This window comes from Xanthobacter aminoxidans, assembly GCF_043193615.1.
Classification (GTDB): domain Bacteria; phylum Pseudomonadota; class Alphaproteobacteria; order Rhizobiales; family Xanthobacteraceae; genus Xanthobacter; species Xanthobacter aminoxidans.
This window is the reverse complement of record NZ_JBAFUS010000010.1, coordinates 60,303-77,244: the sequence shown is the minus strand read 5'-3', so window position 1 is coordinate 77,244 and position 16,942 is coordinate 60,303. Positions and strand designations below refer to the sequence as shown.

At 68.6% G+C, this 16,942-nt stretch carries 9 protein-coding genes; 5 read left to right on the top strand and 4 right to left on the bottom strand.

Annotation, left to right across the window (positions count from 1 at the left end; all coding sequences use genetic code 11):
* The first annotated feature begins 157 nt into the window (after positions 1–157).
* A complete protein-coding gene (locus V5F74_RS25680) occupies positions 158–589 on the top strand; it encodes an OsmC family protein (RefSeq protein ID WP_169124707.1) in 432 nt (143 codons plus the stop codon).
* A gap of 173 nt (positions 590–762) precedes the next feature.
* Here V5F74_RS25680 and V5F74_RS25675 read toward each other — a convergent pair whose 3' ends face one another.
* Together V5F74_RS25675 and V5F74_RS25670 are read right to left on the bottom strand one after the other, a co-directional pair.
* Positions 763–1,776, bottom strand: coding sequence for an LLM class flavin-dependent oxidoreductase (locus V5F74_RS25675; protein WP_394010494.1), 1,014 nt, complete (start codon positions 1,774–1,776; stop codon positions 763–765).
* Positions 1,777–1,994: 218 nt separating this feature from the next.
* Positions 1,995–2,510: a hypothetical protein gene (locus tag V5F74_RS25670; RefSeq protein WP_394010493.1), complete on the bottom strand. Its 516-nt coding sequence runs from the start codon at positions 2,508–2,510 to the stop codon at positions 1,995–1,997.
* 208 nt (positions 2,511–2,718) lie between these two features.
* On the opposite strand from V5F74_RS25670, the gene V5F74_RS25665 reads away from it, so the two are divergent.
* Positions 2,719–2,913, top strand: coding sequence for a hypothetical protein (locus tag V5F74_RS25665; RefSeq protein ID WP_394010492.1), 195 nt, complete (start codon positions 2,719–2,721; stop codon positions 2,911–2,913).
* Positions 2,914–2,916: 3 nt separating this feature from the next.
* On the opposite strand, the gene V5F74_RS25660 is transcribed toward V5F74_RS25665, so the two are convergent.
* Entirely contained in the window at positions 2,917–5,076 is a 2,160-nt protein-coding gene (locus tag V5F74_RS25660; protein ID WP_394010491.1) for a histidine kinase dimerization/phosphoacceptor domain -containing protein, read from the bottom strand.
* 312 nt (positions 5,077–5,388) lie between these two features.
* Here V5F74_RS25660 and V5F74_RS25655 point away from each other — a divergent pair, with 312 nt between their 5' ends.
* Complete coding sequence (locus V5F74_RS25655; RefSeq protein WP_394010490.1) at positions 5,389–6,078, top strand: gamma-glutamylcyclotransferase; 690 nt, start codon at positions 5,389–5,391, stop codon at positions 6,076–6,078.
* 103 nt (positions 6,079–6,181) lie between these two features.
* Here V5F74_RS25655 and V5F74_RS25650 read toward each other — a convergent pair whose 3' ends face one another.
* Positions 6,182–7,159, bottom strand: a complete 978-nt coding sequence (locus V5F74_RS25650) for a helix-turn-helix transcriptional regulator (protein WP_394010489.1) — start codon at positions 7,157–7,159, stop codon at positions 6,182–6,184.
* A gap of 401 nt (positions 7,160–7,560) precedes the next feature.
* Between V5F74_RS25650 and V5F74_RS25645 the strand changes: the two genes are divergently transcribed.
* Entirely contained in the window at positions 7,561–15,825 is an 8,265-nt protein-coding gene (locus V5F74_RS25645) for a beta strand repeat-containing protein (protein ID WP_394010487.1), read from the top strand.
* 272 nt (positions 15,826–16,097) lie between these two features.
* Positions 16,098–16,748 (top strand): invasion associated locus B family protein, encoded by a 651-nt coding sequence (locus V5F74_RS25640; protein ID WP_394010486.1) that lies wholly within the window; start codon positions 16,098–16,100, stop codon positions 16,746–16,748.
* Positions 16,749–16,942 lie beyond the last annotated feature (194 nt).

The window sequence follows — 16,942 nt, the reverse complement described above, 5'->3', positions numbered from 1 at the left end:
GCCGCAGGCACCGAAGCCCAAGCGCCGCAGGCACCGAAAGCCCAAGCGCCGCAGGCACCGAAAGCCTGAGCGCCGCAGGCACCGAAAGCCTGAGCGCCGCAGGCCCTGCAAAGCCCCGGCGCAGCTCTGCGCGGGCCATCAGAGCGAGGAGACGACCATGGCGATCGTGCGCAGCGGTTCGGCGGAATGGAGCGGTGGCATCAAGGACGGGCGGGGCAAGATCTCCACCGAGAGCGGGGCGCTGGCCGGCTTCCCCTACGGCTTCGCCAGCCGCTTCGAGGGCCAGCGCGGCAGCAACCCCGAGGAACTGCTCGGCGCGGCCCATGCCGCCTGCTTCACCATGGCGCTCTCCCTCATCCTCGGCGAGGCGGGCCTCACCGCCACGCAGCTGGAGACCACGGCGAAGGTGTCGCTGGAAAAGCAGGACGCCGGCTATGCCATCACCCAGGTGGACCTCACCCTGGTGGGCACCGTGCCCGGCGCGACGCCGGAGCAGTTCGCGGAGCTGGCCGGCAAGGCCAAGGCCAACTGCCCCCTGTCCAAGGTGATCCGCGCCAACATCACGCTGGACGCCAAGCTGGCGGGGTGAGGGGCGGTCAAGAGATCTGAAGAGCCGTCATCGCCCGGCTCGTCCGGGCGATCCACGGTTGGGCCGGGTCGGGTCTTCGGGCATCGCGCAGGCGGACGGGCGGATCGCCCGGACGAGCCGGGCGATGACGGGCGGAGAGGGATGGCGGCGCAGGGGCGGGCCAACCCGTCCGCTCACACCGCCGCCGCCGCCTCCACCTCCGCCAGATGTCCCGCAACCTCCGCGATCATGCGGTAGGAGGCGAGGCGCTTGTCGTGGTCGAACACGTCGGAGACCACCATCACCTCGTCCACCCCCGTCTCGCGCACGAAGGCGGCGACGCCCTCGCGCAAGCGGTCCGGTCCGCCGATGACCGAGCGGGCGAGGAAGCGCTGGGCCTGCGCCTTCTCCATGGGGGTCCAGTAATCCTCGATGTCGTCGATGGGCGGCTTCGACAGGCCCCGCGCGCCGCGGAAGATGTCGGCCACCGACATCTGCTGGGTGGTGGCGAGGCGGCGTGCCTCGGCGTCGGTCGGTGCCGCGATCACGTTCAGGGCGGCCATGGCATAGGGCTTGGCGAGCACGTCCGAGGGCTTGAAGCGCGCGCGGTAGATCTCCAGCGCCGGCAGCAGGTCGGCCGGGGCGAAGTGGGAGGCGAAGGCGTAGGGCAGGCCCAGCGCCGCCGCGAGCTGCGCGCCGTAGGTGCTGGAGCCGAGAATCCACAGCGGCACGTTGGTGCCCGTCGCCGGCACGGCAAACAGCGTCTGGCCCGGCTGGGCGGGGGCGAGATAGGCCTCCAGCTCCTGCACGTCCTGCGGGAAATTGTCCGAATTGGTGAGCGAGCGGCGCAGCGCCCGCATGGTCATCTGGTCGGTGCCCGGCGCGCGGCCGAGGCCGAGGTCGATGCGGCCGGGGAAGAGGTGCTCCAGCGTGCCGAACTGCTCGGCGATGACGAGGGGCGCATGGTTCGGCAGCATGATGCCGCCCGCGCCCACCCGGATGCGCTGCGTCCCCGCCGCGATATGGGCGATGACCACCGCCGTGGCGGCGCTGGCGATGCCCTGCATGTTGTGGTGCTCGGCCACCCAGAAGCGGCGATAGCCCCAGTCTTCCGCATGGGCGGCGAGGTCGCGGGCATTGTCCAGGGCCTGGCGGGGGCCGAACCCCTCCCGCACCCGGACGAGATCAAGAATGGAAAGCTGGGCCATCAACTGCCTCGTCCGCCCCCGAACGACATATGGCCGTGAGATAGGGAGCGCGGGGGCGAAGCGGAAGGGGCGGCGCCGTCCGCCGGCGTCACGGCGTGGCGTCACCACGGCGCCTCGCCAGGCGGTCCTGAACGCAGCGCGACGTCCGCCTGGCGCCGGGAGCGCACCGCGCGCAAGCGCCAGTCGGGCAGTGGTTGGACTTCAGTCCGACGCTCCGATCAGTTTGACGACTCCTGGATTCTGCATGTGCCACCGCTTATGGTGACGCATATCTGTATCGCTCTTGCGCTGGCCGACTGGACGTTGTTCTTGGCCCATGCGGCGCCGCAGTGCTTCCTGTCGGAACTGAGAGCAAAAGCTTTAGGACCCTTGCCCTTCATGTATTGACGGTAAATGGATAGGCACGCGGCAGTCAGAGGCTGATTTCCGGGGTTTTGGACAGCCGGCCCCGGATTGGAAGCAGTGCACTTTTTGAGATAAGCCTCACGCTCGGAGGTTCCAGCGTAGGCCCGGTTGGCGTCAACGCGCAGGCACCAAGAGTAGTGCACGTTATAGTCCGTCGAGAAAACGCCCGCATGCAGGTTGCCGGTGTTGCACTTGGGATTGGAGCGCACCAGCTGGACGTCGTGAATGGCTTTTGACGCGTATTGATTGCAGAAACTGGGGGTTTCCGCGTAGGCGGCGCCGGATGCGCAGGCGGTGAGAGCAATAACAAGAGCCTGGCGTGACAACATTTCAATTTTCTCCGGTCGGCCGGGAGCCGGACCACGTTAGGTGCGAGAAAATGAGGCCGCCCCCGACGCCAACCTCGACCTTCACCTTATGGATTTGGGTTCGGTTTTCAACGGACAGGCGCAGCCGTTGTGCGCGTCATAAATCGACAGTTCGGCATAAGTGGTGGAGGTGTTCGCCGGTTCGGCCCAGCCGCGCGGCGCGTTCCACATGACCATGGACGCGAACGACGCGCTGGAGACCGCCCGCGCCTTCCCCGGCGCGACGCTGTTCGCCGCCCATACGGACGGGTGGGTGCCCTTCAAGCAGAGCGCGGAGCGTCTCGCCGCGGCCTTCGCCAGCCTCGGCGTCGGGCACAGGCTGGCGGCGCCGGAGCCGGGGCGGCCCGTCGCCTTCGTGCTGTGAGCGTCAGGTCCCCGCCGGGCAGATGGGGGCGGTGACGATGGTGCGCAGGCCGGGGGCGTTCTCCTCGTCGGCGAGCACGCCGTCGAGGCCCTGCACCATGGCCTTGATCATGATGGTGCCGAAGCCCTGCCGCTCGCCCACCTTGCCGCCGCCGTGGTCGGCGACGATGAGGCGGAAGCGCTCGCGGTGCTGTTCCAGCGCCACCCTGAGCGGGCCGGGGGCGCCGCCATAGGCATATTTGGCGGTGTTGAGCACCAGCTCAGTCAGGATCAGCCCCAGCCGCACCGCCCGGTCGGCCGCCATCAGCACCGGCGCCACATCGAGCATGATGTGCGCTTCCCATTCCTTGCCGAGGGCGCTCGTCACCTCGCGGGTGAGGTCGATGAGATAGCGCGAGAGGTCCACCGCCTCCACCTGTTCGCCGGCATAGAGCTGGCGATGCACGAGACCCACCGCCGCCACCCGCCGTTCGGCCTCCGTCAGCGCCGTCGCCGCCTCGCTCTCGCCGAGCCGGCGCGATTGCAGGCGCAGGAAGGAGGAGACCAGTTGCAGGCTGTTCTGCACGCGGTGGTTCACCTCGCGCATCAGGAAGTCCTTGTGCTGCAACAGCCGCTCGTTCTCCACCACGGTCAGGGAGAGCTGGCGGTTGAGGTCGCGCACGCGCCGGTTCTGGCGGGCCTGCAACACGGCATGGCCGAGGCGGTTGATGGTCTCCACCTCCGCCAGCGACCAGGCGCGGGCCTTGCCGCGCACGGTCTCGCTCCACGCCTCGAACGAGGCGCGCGGGGTGAGCAGGGTCGAGGGATCGGCCGCGTCATCGCGATGCGGGTTGCCGGCCCAGTTGACCACCTCCACCTGCTCCGCGCGCAGCCACAGCAGCATCAGCGGCGTGTCGCCGGGGATGCTCACCGCCGCGACGCCGCTGGCCAGCGCGGCGAACTCGGCGGCGGCGGGCAGGAGGGAGGGCAGGGCATGGGTGCTGAAGGCCCGCGCCTGCGCCTTGCCCTCCGCCCAGCGCGCGATGCGCCTGAGCGCCGCTTCGTCCGGGCAGCGGCCGGATGCGCGCACGCGGTCGGCCTCCACCACGGCGAAGCCGTCGGCGCCCAGCGCCCGGCGCAGATCGTCGCCGTGGCGGGCCAGCACGTCCTCCACCGGAGCGTCGGCGGAGAGATAATCGGCGAGGGAATCCTCGGCGCCACGCAGCCGGATGCGGTCGCGATACTGCATCGCCTCCTCGCGGGCGCGGATCTGGCGGGCGAGGTTGGCGGCCAGGGACTGGCAGGCCATGCGCAGCTCGTAGGGCAGGCGCCGGGGCGTGCGGTTGTGGCAGGCGACGAGCCCCCACAGCACCCCGTCCTTGACGATGGAGACCGAGGCCGAGGCGCCCACCCCCATGTTGCTGAGATACTGGATGTGGATGGGCGAGACGGAGCGCAGCATCACGTCGGACAGATCGAGTTCCGCGAGCCCGGCCTCGGCCGGACGCAGCGGGGCGGGCTCGTAGGCCACGTCCGGGATCACCCGCACGCGGTTGCGCACATAGAGCGCGCGGGCCTGCCGGGGGATGTCGCTGCCGGGGAAGTGGTGGTTGAGGAAGGAGCCCATCTCCTTCACCTTCGCCTCGCCGAGCACCGTCCCCGCCTCGTCGTCGAGGAACTGGTAGATCATCACCCGATCGAAGCCGGTGATGCGGCGGAACACGGCGGCGGCTTCTGCACACAAATTGCGCAGGTCCGGCGCGCGCTCGAAGCTTACGAAAGCGGCATCGAGCCCGGCCAGCACCTCGGCGGCGCCAAGCCGCACCTCCGGCGCCGGCTCCAGCTCCACCAGGATGCCCTGCGGGGCGCGGTGCAGCAGCACCTCGAAAGTTTCGGCGCGCCCGGCGACGAGGCCGAGGCGGGTGACGCCGTTCTGCGGCGCCTCACGCAGCGGCGCCGACAGATCCTGTCCGAGCAGGGCGTCGAGGGGGGCGCCGAGCCAGTCCCCGGCGAGGCGGCCTTCGATGTCGCCGGCGCCGCCCACCACCGTGCGGGTGCGCGGGTCGGCCACGAGCAGAAGTCCGTGCGGCTGGATGGAGCCCGGAATGTGGATCGGCTCGCGGTCGCAGGCGCCGAGATCCGGCGTGGTGCGGGGCGCGGTGCGGCTGGCGGAGGCATCATTCATGCGGGGCAGTTCGCGCTCGTGCTCGCGGCGCGGGCGATCCCGCGCCGATGATGGACCGGAGCCGGCCGCGCCCCCCGGCGAAGCCCCCGATGCCTGCGTCCTTCGCCGGCGGTAACCGAAGGCGGTGGACGCAGTTTGTTCCCCGTTCATCGCACGGCATCTGCTGCCAAGCCAAATGCCAAGCCGCGGCAGAGCCGCATTCTCCCTCACCTATCGCGCCGAAGGCGTGCCATGCCGTACCCGGGGAAGGCGGGCCGCCCGTAGCGGGCACCCATGGGAATTGGCGCGGTTCCTGCTTAAATAGGGACAGCCATGAAGATGCATTCTCTCACCCGCGAACTCATCGAGGCCGGCGGCATCGACGCGCTGGTGGCGCGCGACGCGCCGGACCTCGCCGTGCTCACGGAGGCCGAGCGCGCCGCCTCCCTCAACGCCACCCTGGCGGCGCGGCCGGAGGGGCCGGCCTGGCTGTTCGCCTACGGCTCGCTGATCTGGAACCCGACCGTGCGGGTGGAGGAATGCCGCGTCGGCCGCATCGACGGCTGGCACCGCGCCTTCTGCCTGGAGACGGTGGTGGGGCGCGGCTCGCCGGCCTATCCCGGTCTGACCCTCGCCCTCGATGCGGGCGGCGACTGCACCGGCGTCGCCCTCCGCCTGCCCGAGGAGGGGCTGGAGCACGAACTTTCCCTGCTGTGGCGGCGGGAGATGCTGGCCGGTGCCTATGTGCCGCGCTGGCTGGAGGTGAGCGATCCCGCCGGCGGGCACATCGGCTGCGCCATCGCCTTCACCATGGACCGCACCAATCCGCATTATGCCGGCGGGCTGAGCGAGGCGGAGGTGGTGGACCGGCTCGCCAATGCCCAGGGCGCCATCGGCTCGGCCGCCGACTATCTGTTCGCCACCTGCGAGGGACTGGCCGGGCACGGGGTGCGCGATCCCGCCCTCGACGCGCTCGCGGACGCGGTGCGCAAGCGCCGGAAGGCGCAAAACTCGCAAGGATAGCGCCGGGAGGCGCTCGACTCCCAAGGGTGACGCCGGGAGGCGCTCGGCTTTCAACGGTGAAGCCGGAAGGCGCAAAACTCCCAAGGGTGACACCGGAAGGCGGTCAGCCCGCCTGGCTGACGTCGGCCCGCTCGGCGCGGGCGACGCCGGCGGCTGCCTGGTTGGCCTCGGTGCGGAAGGCCGAGGGGGCGCGGCCGAAGGTGCGGCGGAACAGCCGGTTGAAGGTGGCGATGTCGTTGAAGCCGGCCTCGAATGCGATGTCCGACACCTTCTTCCCGGCATTGACGGGATCGAGCAGAGCGGCGCCCGCATATTTCAGGCGCGCGGCGGTGATGTGCTCCCTGAGCGTGGTGCCGTGCTTCTGGAACATCTTCTGGAGCGTGCGCACGTTGAGCTTGTAGCGCTGCGCCACCTGGGCCACGCCGTAATCCTGCTGGCGGCAGTTGGCGGCGATGTCGGCGAGGATGTCGCGGAAGAGATGGTCGCCGGTCGGCGGAGCGCCGCTCTCGTGCTCGCGTGCAACCGACAGTAGCGCGAGAAGGCCGGCCTCGCAGGCCCGCGCCAAAGCCGGCGGCAGATCGCGCCCGACAATGCACTGTGCCTGCGTGATGAGCAGGTCCACCGATGCATCCGGCGTCGTGGACAGCGCGCCGCCGCCCGCGCCCGCCTCTCCGGCGCCCGGCGAGCGGTCCGGGGCCGCCACCAGAATCACCGACCCGGCGGGAAAGTGGATGTCGGCGCCGCGGCGAACCGTTGCAAGGAAAGTCATATTGGCCGGGATCGGCTGGACCGGCCCCTGATCGAGCGCGATGGTGGAGGATTCGCTGGTCCGCCCCGCCAAGGTCAGAGGCAGCTCCAGTACGGTCATGCGCAGGGCGCCCAATTGTGGCGCGTCTGCGCAAATAATCGCCACATTCGGTAACAGCGTCTGACGCACGGTTAACCGCTTGTTAACCGCTTTGACCTTGGTCAGTGCCGCATCGCTACCTTGCAGCAGCGCACGATGAGACTGTGAGTCTGGTGCAGAGCAATCATGAATACTCAAATATTGCGTCTGCGAAATCTTTTGAAATTCCCCCATGACTGGCCGCCACGCCTCCCTTGACGGGCGTTACAACACGTCAAACAGAGTCTAAACGCAATCCAGGCTACTAAATTACCGCCATCTATTCTGTCTGCGGCTGAGCTGTGGAGTGGTTGCAGGCAACCGCCATGCGTCGATTTTATGGTTAACTTATTGAAATAAAACAATAAATTCGACTATGGCAGAAGTGCAACACCTCACGCGAATATGAAGAAATTCGCATTTTGAGCAGTGATGATTCGCGTCCTGCGGAGAGGCGATTGCATCCGCTGGGTAAGTTCGCCTCAGTTCGAGGAGTGTGAGAATCACTCCACAACCAATGGTCGCACAATGTGGCGGCCGAAACAGGTTCTGGCTGGCGGAGGGCTTCCTCCTGCCGCCACATGTTGGGGGTGAAGATGGTCAATACGGGCGGCACCATCCTGTCTGGCGCGAATGTTCGGTCCTCTGCAAAGGGGGCATCCGTCACCCGCGGCCGGACACGGGCGCTCCTCCTCAGTTCCGCACTGGCGACGGTGCTTGCAGGCGTCATTCAGCCGGGAACGGCGGATGCGGCGTGCAGCGACGCGATCAATCTGTTCGGTAACGCGACGCTGAATTGCGACACCACCAAGAGTGGCGGCGTCATCGGTACGGCCGGGACGATTGGCGTGTTTAGCGGCAACCTGACCGTCAACCTCAATAACGGCGCCAATGTCACCAATTCTGGCGGAACCGGAATTGGTCTTCTTGGTGCCGCCAACGGTACCATCACCGTTAATTCCTCCGTGACCAACTCTGTCTCCGGCACGAATACCGGTATATCGCTGACGGCCGTTGGCGCCATCACGATGAACAACTACAACGGAACCGCGACGGGCACCGGCGGTTCGAGCACCGGCATTGCGGCCACGGGCACCGTTCTCACCTTCAACAACTTCTCGGGTACCGCGTCCGGCGGCGCAAATGGTCTGGTGCTGACCGGCACGACCATCAACCTGAACAACTTCTCCGGCACGGCGACCGGCACCACCGGGGATGGCATCCGCCTCACCTCGGGCAACGGCATCTCGGCGACCGGCTTCCATGGCACGGCCACGGGCGGCGACAACGGCATCTACGGCCTCGCCGCCACCGGCGACATCACCATGACGGGCTTCGCCGGCTCGGCGACCGGTACCGAAGCCGGCAGCAACGGCATCAACCTCACCGCCACGCTCGGCAGCGTGAACTTCTCGTCCACGTCGGCCGGCATCATCCAGGGCGGCACCAACGGCCTCGTGCTCAACGGCACGACCGGCGTCACCGTGAACAACTTCGCCGGCAGCGCCACCGGCACCACCGGCAACGGCATTCAGATCCTCTCCGGCAATGGGATCAACGCCAACAACTTCACCGGCTCGGCCACCGGCGGCACCAACGGCATCAGCGGCACCTCGGTGCTGGGCAACATCTCCATGACCGGCTTCGCCGGCTCGGCCACCGGCACCGGTGCCACCGGCAACGGCATCAACCTGAATTCCCTGGCCGGCGATATCACCTTCTCCTCGACGCCTGCCGCGTTCGTCAGCGGCGGTACCAACGGCCTGAACTTCAACGCCCTCGGCACCGTCAACGCGACCACCAACAGCGGCTTCTTCTCCGGCACCACCGGGTCTGGCGCCAACTTCCTCGCGCAGGACGTCAACCTCACCGCGAACAACTCCTTCTTCACCGGCGGCACCAACGGCGTGGCCGCCGCGGGCACCGACCTTGACCTGAAGTTCATCGGCGGCACCGCCACCGGCACCAGCGGCGACGGCATCAACGCCACCGCCGTCGGCGTCTCGGCTGGCCCGCTCCAGCTGCCGGCCATCTCCAGCGTCTCCACCAGCGGCACTTTCGTGCAGGGTGGCACCAACGGCATCAACGCCTCGGCCTCGGCGGTCGGTCTCGGCGGCGTGGGCGTTGACGCCACCACCACCGTCACCGCCAACGGCGGCAGCGTGATCGGCGGCACGGGCGCCGGCATCAACGCCTCCGCCATTACCGCGCCCGTCTCGGGCGGCCCGAACACCGCCACCACCACCGTCCAGGGCTCGGCCGATGTCACCGGCGGCTCCAACGGCATCTTCGCTTTGGCCGGCAGCCTCAACGGCAATGCCAACACCACGGTGAACGTCTCCGGCGACATCGAGGGCACCAACGGCAACGGCATCTCCGCCATCGGCGCCAGCGTCGGCGACTTCTCCGGCTTCAACCCGAGCGACCCGTCCACCTGGAATTCGGCGGTCGGCACCGGCAAGGCGACCGTCGACGTCACCACCAAGGACAATGTCACCGCCGGCAACGGCACCGGCATCCTCGCGGTGGGCATCGGCACCGGCAACTCGGTGAAGGTGGACGCCCGCGACAACGTGGACGCCACCGGCGGCTTCGGCGTGCTGGCCGGCTCGGTCGGCACCGGCGGCGACGTCAACGTCAAGACCAAGGACGTGTCGGGCACCCTCGGCGGCGTGCTCGCCTTCAACACCGACGGCAACACCACCGTCAACACCACCGGCAATGTGAGCTCGGACGGGCTGATCGGCGTCGGCGCGATCTCCAACAACGGCAACGCGACCGTCAACTTCTCCGGCACCATCGACCCGCCGCTGATCGGCGTGGGCTCGGTGGCCATCGGCAACGGCACCGCCACCGCCAACACCTCGGGCAACATCGACGCCAACCTCATCGGCGTCATCGCGCTGAACGTGGGCGACGGCCGCGCGGTGGTGGACAACAACGCCTCCGTGGAATCGAGCGTCGGCACCACTCCGCTGCTCGGCGTCGGCGCCATCAAGGTGGGCAACAACAGCGCCCTTCCCGGCGCGGACGTGGATGTCCAGAACAAGGGCGTGGTCGAGGACTTCGCCATCGGCGTGGCCGGCCTCGCGGTGGGTGATGGCAACACCGTCGCCGTCAAGAACCTCGGCGTGGTGGATGCCGGCTTCCTGGGCGTGGGCGGCGCCGGCATCGGCGACGGCAACTCCGTCGGCGTGCAGAACTACGGTGTCGTCACCTCCGGCGGCGTGGGCGTGCTCGGCCTCACGGTCGGCGAGGGCAACGCGGTCAACGTCCAGAACTTCGCGGTGGTGAACGCCAACCTCGTGGGCGTCGCCGGCATCGGCATCGACAACGGCCCGGGCGCCGGCGTCACCAACGTCTCGGTGGCCAACAGCGGCGCCATCAACACCAACGGCATCGGCGTGATCGGCGCCGCCATCGACCTCGACGGCTCGGGCTCGGCGATCACCTCGGTCAGCAACGGCGGCGTCGTCACCGGCGGCTTCCTCGGCGTGGCCGGCATCGCGGTCGGCCAGGGCCAGGCCAACGGCCTGACGGTCACCAACAACGGCGCCATCGTCAACAACAGCGGCGTCGGCGTGCTCGGCCTCGCGGTGGGCGACAATTACGGCGCCACCGTCAACAACACCGGCGCTATCGACGCGGATGTGGGCGGCGTGCTCGCCGGCATCATCGGCGACAACGGCACCTTGACCGTCACCAACTCCGGCGCCATCACCACCCAGGGTGCGGCGGTCGCCGGCCTCGTGGTGGGCGACGAGGGGCAGGTGAAGGTCACCAACAGCGGCGCCATCACCGGCGGCGTGCTGGGCGTGGGCGGCATCGTCATCGGCGACAACACCACCGGCATCGCCACCACCGTGGAGGTGAAGAACTCCGCGTCCGTCACCAATGACGGCATCGGCGTGCTGGGCGGCGGCATCGGTGACAACCAGGTGGTGAAGGTCTCCACCTCGGGCGCCATCGACTCCGGCCTCCTCGGCGTGGGCGGCTTCTCCATCGGCGCCAACGGCAATGTGGACGTGAAGACCACCGCGGCCGTCACCTCCGGCGGCGCGGGCGTGGTCGGCGCCGGCATCGGCGACAATTCGGTGGTCAAGGTCACCACCGGCGAGCAGGTGGACGGCACCTTCCTCGGCGTCGGCGGCCTCATCGGCGGCGCGGGCTCGCAGCTCACCATCGTCACCGAGGACAAGGTGACCTCCTCCGACGGCTTCGGCGTCGCGGCCCTCGGCCTCGGCACCGGCCAGACCATCAACGTGACCACCCAGCAGGAAGTCTCCGGCGACCTGCTCGGTGTCGGCGCGCTGAACCTCGGCGGCGGCGGCACCACGGTGAACGTCGAGACGCAGGCCAAGGTCACTTCGGCCTCCGGCTTCGGCGTGCTGGGCGGCTCCATCGGCACCGGCGCCAACACGGTGAACGTCACCACCCAGAAGCAGGTCTCCGGCGACCTGCTCGGCGTGGGCGGCGTCATCGGCGGCACGGGCGGCACCCTCACCATCAAGACCATGGACACGGTGGACAGCGCCAACGGCTTCGGCGTGGCGGCGCTCGGCCTCGGCTCCAACACCATCGACGTGACCACCGACAAGGCGGTGACCGGCCGCTACCTCGGCGTCGGCGCGCTGGCGCTCGGCGACAGCAACAGCGTCACGGTCCACACCAAGGACACGGTGAAGTCCGCTGACGGCCTCGGCGTGTTCGGCGGCGCCATCGGCACCGGCGCCAACACGGTGAGCGTCACCACCGACAAGGCGGTCGAAGGCCGCTACCTCGGCGTCGGCGCCCTCGGCATCGGCGACACCAACACCGTCACGGTCCACACCCTCGACACCGTGACCTCCTCGGACGGCTTCGGCGTCTTCGGCGGCGGCCTCGGCACCGGCGCCAGCACTGTCTCGGTCACCACCGACAAGGCGGTGACGGGCGACCTGCTCGGCGTGGGCGGCCTCATCGGCGGCACCGGCGGCACCCTGACCGTCGAGACCAAGGACACCGTGGACAGCGCCAACGGCTTCGGCGTGGCGGCCCTCGGCTTCGGCTCCAACACCATCGACGTGACCACCGACAAGGCGGTGACCGGCCGCTACCTCGGCGTCGGCGCTCTGGCGCTCGGCGACACCAACGCGGTGACGGTCCATACCAAGGACACGGTGAAGTCGGCGGACGGCTTCGGTGTGTTCGGCGGCGCCATCGGCGGCGGCGCCAACACCGTGAAGGTCACCACCGACCAGACGGTCGATGGCCGCCTCCTCGGCGTCGGCGGCATCCTCGGCGCCACCGGCGGCTCGCTGGACATCAACACCAAGGCGGCCGTGACCTCCACGGACGGCTTCGGTGTCGCCGGCCTCGCCTTCGGCAACAACAACACCGTGAAGGTGCTCACCGAGGGCACCGTGAGCGGTGACCTGCTCGGCGTCGGCGCCCTCTCCATCGGCGACGGTGGCACGGTGGACGTGCACACGCTGGCGGCCGTCACCTCGGCCAACGGCATCGGCGTCCTCGGCGGCAACATCGGCGCCGGCCAGCAGGTGACCGTGGTCACCGACGGCACGGTCAACGCCGCCATCGCCGGCGTCGTCGGCTTCAACACCGGCGGCAACACCGACGTGACGGTGAACCAGAAGGTGTCGGTCGCGGCCGGCGGCTTCATCGGTGCGGCGGCCATCGCCGGCGGCACCGGCAACGCCACCCTGACGATCAACGGCGTCATCGACCCGCCCGCGATCGGCGGCGGCGCGCTGACCATCGGCTCGGGCACCGCCACGGTGAACGTGAACGCCGAGGTCCAGGCGACCACCATCGGCATCGTCGGCGCCAACATCGGCAACGGTGCCATCGACGTGAACGTCAATGCGGGCGGCACCATCAAGTCCGACGGCATCGGCATCCTGACCGTGAAGCTCGGCGACGGCCCGACCAACATCGACGTGGATGCGGCGGTCGGCGGCCTCAGCGGCGCGGCCACCGGCGGCGACGGCATCCATGCCTATGCCATCGGCGAGAGCCCGGTCACCATCCTCACCACCGCCAACGGCACCATCAATGCGGGTGACGACGGCATCGCGGTGAGCCAGCTCGGCGGCGGCAACGTCATCGTCACCACCAACGGCACCATCACCGCCGGCGACGAGGGCATCCAGGTGCGCTCGCTGGCGCTGACCACCGGCGACGTGACCGTGACCAACAACGCGGCCATCACCGCCACCGACAACGGCATCTTCATCCTGAAGGGCGGCGACGGCGCGGTGCTGGTGAATGCCAACGCCAACGTCACCTCCACCACCGCCAACGGCGTCGAGGCCAATGTCCTCTTCGGCACCGGCGACGTGACGGTGAACCAGGGGGCCTCGACCACCATCGCGGCCCAGGACTTCGGCGTGATCGCCTCGAAGACCTTCGGCACCGGCAACGTGTCGGTGACGACGGGCACGGCCTCGGCCATCAATGCCACTGCGGGCGGCATCTTCGCCGGCCGGTTCGCCGGCACGGGTGACGTGGTGGTCACCACCGGCCTCCTCAGCAACATCACCACCGTGGGCAACGGCATCGAGGCCCAGTCCATCGGCTCCACCGGCAACGTCACGGTCACCACCGGCACCACCAGCGGCGTGACCGCGGGCGGCGACGGCATCGTGGCGAACAAGTTCGCCGGCTCCGGTGACGTCTTCCTCACCACCGGCACTTCGAGCGCGGTGGCTGCGGGCGACGATGGCCTCACCGCCACCAACTTCGCCTTCGGTCCGGGCAACGACATCTTCGTCGCCACCGGCGTCAACTCCGTGGTCCTCGCCAACGACAAGGGCATCCGCGCCGGCGGCTGGGACAACGTCACCATCAACACCTCCGACGGCAGCATCATCCGCGGCGACGCGGACATGACCGGCGTCGGCAACGCCATCCGCATCTTCTCGGCCGACTTCGCCACGGTGAACATCGGCACCAACAATGCGGTGATCGGCTCCGGCAAGAGCTGGGGCGAGGCGGTGATCTCGGTCAACAGCGATGATGGCACCATCATCAACGTGGGCGCCGGCACGCTGGTCAGCTCCTGGAGCTACCTGGGCGGCAACAACCTGCCCGGCCTGATCGTGGCGGCGAGCGACATCGTCATCGACACCGATGGCGGCGCCACCACCATCACCAACAACGGCACCATCGTCGGCCGCATCGGCCTCACCAACAACGACGACACCTTCAACAACCTGTCGTCGAACACCTGGATCACGGTCGGCAACAACTACTTCGGGGGCGGCAACGACACCCTGAACAACACCGGCCGCATCGTCACGGCGCTGCAGGGCGGGGTGGCCGAGACCACCACCTTCAACAGCCTCGAGACCTTCAACAACGGCGATCCGCTCTTCCTCCAGAGCGGCCTGCTGACCATGATCGACGAGACCCCCGGCCAGATCGCCGGCAACGGGACCCGCGACGTGACCTACGTGAGCGGCACCTGGAACGGCGTCGGCAACAGCAAGGTGGGCCTCGACAGCTACCTCGGCGCGCCGGGCTCCACCTCGGACCAGCTCGCGGTTGGCGGCCTCGACGTGAACGGTGTTGAGATCGCCGGCCTCGTCACCACCGGCTCCACCGGCCTCGTCATCCACGACGTCAACGCGGGACCGGGCGCCTTCAACCTCGCCGGCATCAAGGTGGTGGACGTGCAGAGCGCGGCCGGCACCACGGACCCGACGAGCTTCTACATCTCGCCCGGCTCCACCAACTACTCGCCGAAGTTCGGCGGCGTGATCGACAAGGGCCTGTTCTTCTATGACCTCACGGTCATCGGCAACGACCAGTACCTGATCGGCCTCCCGGACCAGGAAGTGTTCGAGCTGCCGAAGCTCGTCACCGGCGCCCAGGCCATCTGGCACGAGACCACCGGCGTGTGGCTCGACCGCCAGGCCGACCTGCGCACCTACCTGCAGGGCACGCCCACGCAGCTCGTCACCAAGGAAGGCATCAAGACCATCGACGGGGCTCCGGCCTCCGTCACCCCCGGCATCTGGGGCAAGGTGGTCGGCAGCTGGGGCTCTCGCGACGCCTCCAACACCTTCGCGGCTGGCGGCGGTCTCTACGGGTTCGACACCGGCTACAACCAGAGCATCTACGGCTTCATGGCCGGTGCCGACTTCGGCAAGGAAGGCGTGTTCGCCACCAATGACGCGGTGGTCTTCGGTGTCCTCGGTGGCTACGTCGGGTCCAACCTGAACTTCAGCAATTCGCCCACCTCGGCGGATTACTCGGGCGGGACGGTCGGTGCCTATGCCACCTACATCACCGGCAACTGGTACTTCGACGCCCTCATCAAGGCCGACTTCCTCTCCATGGACTACAACGCGCCGACGCTCGCGGGCATCGGCTACTTCGGAAAGTCCACGGACGCCCGGAACGTCGGCTTCGCGCTCGATACCGGCTACCGGCTCTACACCTGGGCCAATGGCGGGTTCGTCGACGGCCTCGCCACCCTGACCTACGTGAACACCAACATCTCCAACCTCGCCATTGCCGGAAACACCTTCGTGGACTTCGGCAACAACGACAGCCTGCGCGGCAGCCTCGGCGCCCGCGTTGGTGGCCAGATCTACGACGCCGCCACCTACAAGGTGCAGGCGAGCGTGACCGGCCGCCTCTGGTACGAGTTCCTCGGCGACAACGCCGTCACGATCTTCAATCCGGGCGTGCCCTTCGGCACCGTCGACAACTTCGACGGCCTGTTCGGTGAAGTCGGCGTCGGGTTCAACGTCTTCGCCAAGGACTCGGGCTGGAACAGCTTCGTGAATGCCGACGTGAAGTTCGGCGACAACTACACGGCCGGCAGCGCCAAGGGCGGTGTCCGCTACCAGTGGTGAGCGGCACCTGATCCTCGATCAGTCCGGCGGGCGGCGTGCCTTGAAGGTGCGCCGCCCGTTTCTTCTCCGGGGACAAGATCGTGACGGTGCTTGGCTTTCGCTCCATGCCGTCCCATCCTTCCCGTTCGGGTAAGAGCTGCGGGCGCAGGCCGCCCAGTTCCGGGCCCGCGTTTTCTGGCCCGTGTTTCCTGGCCCGCGTCGTGTCAGTCCCCGCATTTCGTCCCTTCTCCGGATTCCTTCTGTCCCCGGGTCCTCGTCCACGGAGGCGTCTCGTGATCCTTTCCCGTCTGTTCCGCACCACCTCCTTCCGCGCCAGCCCCTTTCTCGCCCTTGCCGCGCTCCTCGCGGCGACGCCCTTCGCCGTGCTGTTCTCCGAGGACACGGGCGCCGTCACCGTGGCGCAGACCCAGCAGGCGGCGCCGGCCCAGAACCGCACTGCCCAGAACCAGCCGGCCGCCCCGGCCGCGCCCGCCGGCCCGGTGAAGACCGAGACCCAGTCGTTCGACAATTGGGTGCTCACCTGCCAGGAGGTGCCTCCGGCCGCCGGCGCCAAGGCCGGCAAGAAGACCTGCTTCGCCGTGCTGCGCATCACCGACAACCAGTCGAAGCGCGTGGTCGTGGTGTGGAAGATCGGCAAGGACGGCAAGGACGTGCCGACCATCGCCATCACCACCCCCACCGGCGTGCTGGTGCGCGACGGCGTGGACCTGGTGCTCGGCCAGAACACCCGCAAGCTCGCCTACCAGTGGTGCAACGGCACCGAGTGCGAGGCGAGCATTGCCTACGACGCGGCCCTCGCCAAGGAGCTGTCCGCCGCCAAGGAAGCCACCATCGCCTTCCGCCTGCAGGATGGCCGGCAGGTGAACGTCAAGGTGGGCGTCACCGGCGTCGACAAGGTGCTGGCCGGGCTGGCCAAGAGCTGAAGGGCCGGCTGAGCCAAAGGACTGAGCGGGCCGCCCCCCGTCGCCCTGTCGCTCCTGTCACGCATCCTCACCACCGTCATCCCCCGGCTTGTCCGGGGGATCCACTTTGCCGCTTGTCCGCTTCATCCGGCCCGGCACCGCTCTGGCGGAAGGGTGGATCGCCCGCACAAGGCGGGCGATGACGGCGTGATTGA